Consider the following 5,126-nt stretch of genomic DNA (forward strand, 5'->3'; position numbering starts at 1 on the left):
AGGCTCAGCTGGGGGTCATAAACCAGCGTGTCGCTTTGTACATCATATAGTAACTGTTGCCGCTCCTGTTCGCTCAGCATATCCACCTGCTGTGGCGACTGCTGCGCGAGTGCAGCCGGGTCGTGCGATACAAAAGCGCGGATCAGTTCAGTCAAATGGGCGCTGAGCATGGCAATATAGTCGGCGTTAAACAGCTGGCTGTCATATACCCAGTTCAACGCCAGTCCCTGCTCATTGAAAACCAGGTTGATATCCAGATCAAACTTGCTGTTGCTTACTGGCAGGGCTTGTTGAGTTAACTGTACATCAGCAACGCTAAAGTGCGTGCTGACAGGCTGAGCGGGGGTCCCTTCCACCGTCAGGAGGATCTGAAATAGAGGCGCATGTACCAGAGTGCGCGAGATCTGCAGCCCCTCAATCAGCTGTTCCAAAGGCAGCGCCTGATTCGCCAGTGCCTGTTGATTGATGCCTTTAACGTGCTCAAAATATGCCGCCAGGGTGTCAAACTCTGTCGATACCCGCAGGGGGACTGTGTTAACAAAAAAGCCCATCAGCGACTGCAATTCATTGTGTAGCCGATTCTCAACTGGAGTCCCGATAACGATATCCTGACTGTGGCTGTGTCTTGCTAACACCAGTGATAATAAAGCATGTAAAAACGCAAAGGGGCTGAGCTTGAAGGTATCGGCACTATTGGCAACCGCTTCGGCCATAGTTTGAGGCAATTGCTGAGTGTATTTTTGCGCCGGATGTTGCTGAGCGTCTCGCAGTCCCGATAAAGGTAAAGTGTGTACTTCAGGTGCATTTTCCAGCTGCTGCTGCCAGTAATCCAGCTGAGTTTGATACTGTGTCCGGGCTTCATTTTGTTGCCACTGAGCATAATCAATGTAGTGCAGTGGCAAAGGTGCCAACTCGGGTTGCTGCCCCGCAGCCAGGGCCGCGTAGGTCTGTGAAAATTCCTCAACCAGCAGGGCCACCGAATAGCCATCCGAGACGATATGATGCAGGTTAAACATCAACATACCCTGCTCCGGGGAAAGCTTCGTATAGTGCACCCGGATCAAGCTGTCTGTGGCTAAATCAAAGTTGTAAGCGGCCTCTTCTGTCTGCAAGCGCTCAAGCTGTGCTTGCTGTGCCGACGCATCCAGGTGGCTCAGATCATGAAAACACACAAGCCGGGATGGTGCTGTTTGCACAATCTGCCTACCTTCCCCCGCCACTTCGATATACCGGGTGCGGAGTATCTCATGGCGCGCTACGATGGACTGCATGGTTTGTTCCAGCAGCGCCGGATCGAACTGGCCGCAGACGCTGAAGGCAGCCGACATATTGTACTCGACGGTATTGCTCTGCAATTGATCGATAAACCACAGTCTTTGTTGCGCCGATGACAAAGGGTAATGTTCCTGGGTGCGCGGTATTGGTGTGATTGCACTCGCCTGAGCCGCACTGGCATACAAACCCAGCAAATACTGTTTTAACTCATCTTTGCGTTCTATCAGTTGTTGTTTTAGCGCCGCATTCAGAGTTTTTGGGAGTTGTAACTTAACTTCACCTTGATGGTGCTGTGCGCTGGCACCTTGCGCCACTAAGGCGCGATATAGTTCATGGATCATCATAGGGTAAATTCCTCTAAATCGGATACAGCCGCACTGTGTTCCGTGCGCGCGTCGCTGACATGCAAAGTTAAAACGTCGTCGATGTGGCGACTGATATTGGCAACTGTCATTTGCTGATATAAATCCTGAATGGCCAGGTTTATCGCGAAAGTGTCGTTGAGTCGGGTCACCAGACGCATCACCAGCAACGAGTGCCCACCCAGTTCAAAAAAGTTGGCTGTGACGCTGAGCGTGTCAAAAGGCCGTTCGAGCAAATCGGCGCAGATCTGCTGCACCTGTTGTTCCGTTTCTGTTCGCGCAGCCTGATAAGGTGCTGCTGACTGGCTGCTAACGGGCTCAGGTAATGCCTTGCGGTTTACTTTTCCGCTCGGCAGCAAAGGCCAGTCGGTTATCGCCACAAAGTGTGACGGCACCATATAATTGGGTAGCTGTGCCAGTAACAGCAGCTTTAACTGGTCACTGTCTGGCGCTGCTTCATGCTGTTGAAATTCAACATAGGCAACCAGTTGGGGCTGTGCGCCGTGTGATTGGTTGGCCAGCACCAGGGCTCGCTCGACGCCTGCCAGAGCCATGAGTCGATGCTCGATTTCTGACAGTTCGACACGAAAGCCCCGGATCTTGACCTGCTCGTCAACGCGACCCAAAAACTCCAGCTCACCCGCCTGATTGACCCGGACAAGATCACCAGTTTTATAAAGTCTCGATGCCCATGCCGGCAGTCCGTTAACAGACTGGTTTAAGACAAACTTCTCTTTATTTGCCTGCTCAAGCCCCAGATAACCCCGAGCTAATCCCCGCCCCCCCAGATGCAGCTCACCTGCCACGCCAAGCGGACAAAGCTGGCCGCTTTGCCCCAGTACCACGGCGGCCATATTGGGATTCGGCTTACCAATGGTAATTGTCCTGGTGAGATCTGTACTGTGATCAATGCGCAGGGAAGTGGCCGTAATGGTGGTTTCAGTCGGGCCATAAGTGTTCATCAGAACGCAGCGCCCTTGTTGAGCAGCAATCACCTCAAGCCCAGCTACGTCCAGTGCTTCTCCCCCCACGATGATCATTCGCAATGACAATGCGGCTAACTCAGATGCATTGAGGTGCAGGTGATGCCAAAAGGATGTGGGCAAGCTGGCCACTGTGATGGCGTGTTGCTGGCAAAATGCAATAAACCCTTGCTTGCCCGCCATCACCTGGTCATTGCGCAGCACTAAGGTCGCGCCAAAGCACAAAGACGCTATCCACTCTTCGACAAAAATGTCAAAGTTCATGGTGGAGAATTGCAACATGCGATCCGCGCCGGTCAGGCCATAGTTCGTCTCACAGTTCAGCGCAAAATTAGTCAGGTTTTGGTGATCTATCAGCACTCCTTTAGGCTGCCCGGTGGAGCCTGAAGTATACATGGCATATGCCAGTGCTGACGGCGCTTGCATGCTGGGGTCGTAAGAGAGATTATCCACACTGTGCTGTTGCAGCACCTCGCCTTCAAGCAGGGTGTCCAATTGCACCATGTCACCAGTGAAACCCGCCAGTGTCTGGGTACACGCCTTGGAGCACAACACCAGGTTGACCTGAGAATCTTCTAACATATACGTCAGGCGCTGCTGTGGATAGTCAGGATCTAAAGGTAAATAAGCACCGCCAGCTTTTAACACGGCCAACAGCGCAATCAACATGTTAGGGCTGCGTTCCATACACAGGCCAATAATAGTGTCCGTCACAACATGGCCCTGAGCGCGTAGATAATGGGCCAGCTGATTGGCCTGCCTGTTAAGTTGCTCGTAGCTGAGCTCGGCTTGCCCATCAACAATTGCGATGGCAGCCCCATTGCGTGCAGCCTGATGCTCAAACAATTGATGGATCATCAGTTCTGACCAGGGGTTTTCAACACGCTGCGCTTGCAGCAACTGCGAACGCTCAGGCGCCGAAAGCAGATCGGCCACAGCGACAGGCTTGCCATCGTCTGCATCTAATTGTGCCAATAAAAAGCGCATGGCCTGCACCATGTAGTCCGCTATCCGCCGCGCACCGACTGACTCATCAATCTGCACACTGAGGACAAAATCTCCCTGCTCAACGAAGTCGTCTACGCTAACAGAAAATGGATAGTTAGTGCGTTCGAAGCTATCCAGTAGTCTCAGTGCATTGTCTTGTGTGTGCAGCTCACGAGCATGACGATAATTGATCAATGAACTGAACAACGGGGTGTCAGTCGCCACCGCACTGCATCCTGTCGCAACGGCCAAAGGCGTGTGTTCAAAACTGGTTAGTGCCATTAAACCGCGCTGTACTTGCTGGATCACCTGACTGGCACTTTGTTGCAGATCCACCTTCAAAGGTAAGGTGTTGATCAGCATTCCGAGGATCATCTGCGCATCACCCACAGACTGCATCCGACCAGAAAGCACAGTCCCCATGACCACCTGAGGCTGGTTACAACATGCACCGAGCACCATTGCCCAGGCGCTGTGGAATAACGCTGCCGGACTAACCCGGTGACGCTCACACAAAGAGCGGATCTGTCGGCTGGTCTCGCTCGCAAGCGTCAGGCTCGTTTCGTCCATTCCCAGCCCTTTTCCTGTGACGTCTGTGAGTCCAAAAGGAAAACTGGGCTCTTCAACATCAGCCAGCATGTGCGTAAAAAAGGCTTCCGCATCCTTGAGCTGCGTTTGCTGCCGTTGTGCTATCACAGCCCGGAACCCAGATTGCGACTGCGCCCGCGACTGCGCCTTCGCAGGGCCCTCAAGATAATCTTGCAGCTGATTTTGAATCGCGTACAAAGACATGGCGTCATCAATCAGGTGATGCATCTGCACGCCAATAATGCACTGTTCAGATGTTTGCGCGACCGTGACTCTCATTAAAGGTGCCTGGTGTAAGTCAAAGCTTTGCTTGTCGCTTTGCAAATGTGCCGTCATCACCTGCTGAGGATCAGCGGTGTCTGGCACGTCAAGATAGTGCACATCAAGCTGTGCCTGTCTCAGTACAACCTGCACGGGTTCATCCAACCCCTGCCAACAGAAGCCGGTCCGCAGAATATCGTGCTCATCGATCACCGACTGGATAGCTTGCAATAACAGAGGTAAGTGTGCCTCAGATTGCAGCGCCAGCAGATACCAGGATACATACGGGTCGTTGTCGGGATCTAACATGTGATGATACAAAATCCCTTCCTGCAACGAAGCCAGTGGATAAATATCCTGTATGTTGGCAGCTCCTCCTGCGAACTGATTACACAGCGCGTCGATCTGTGGCTGACTCAGGCTGATCAGATCCAGATGTTCAGGTGTGATCCGCTCGCAGCCTGCGGGGATCTGACTGGATGAAACCACTTCATTGTATGCGGGCGCCGTATCGAGTAATACCGCCATTTGTTGCACCGAGGTGCAGCGAATGGCATCTTTTGCGCTCACCTGATACCCAAGCTGGTTTAGCTTTGCCACCAGTTTCAGGCTCAGCAGCGAGTGCCCGCCCAGTTCAAAAAAGTTAGCCGTGGCGCTGATCTTCGCCGCA

The 5,126-nt window shown here is 52.7% G+C and carries 2 protein-coding genes; both read right to left on the reverse strand.

Features of this window, described 5'->3' with window-relative positions; translation table 11 throughout:
* The coding region (locus C3B51_RS21585) for a condensation domain-containing protein (RefSeq protein WP_240701948.1) at positions 1 to 1,619 on the reverse strand (1,619 nt) is incomplete at its 3' end.
* On the reverse strand, positions 1,616 to 5,126 hold a 3,511-nt coding region (locus C3B51_RS21590), incomplete at its 5' end, for a non-ribosomal peptide synthetase (protein WP_130246356.1). The genes C3B51_RS21585 and C3B51_RS21590, both read right to left, overlap by 4 nt.

The sequence above is a fragment of the Pseudoalteromonas rubra genome (assembly GCF_004212645.1).
In the GTDB taxonomy this organism is placed as follows: domain Bacteria; phylum Pseudomonadota; class Gammaproteobacteria; order Enterobacterales; family Alteromonadaceae; genus Pseudoalteromonas; species Pseudoalteromonas rubra_G.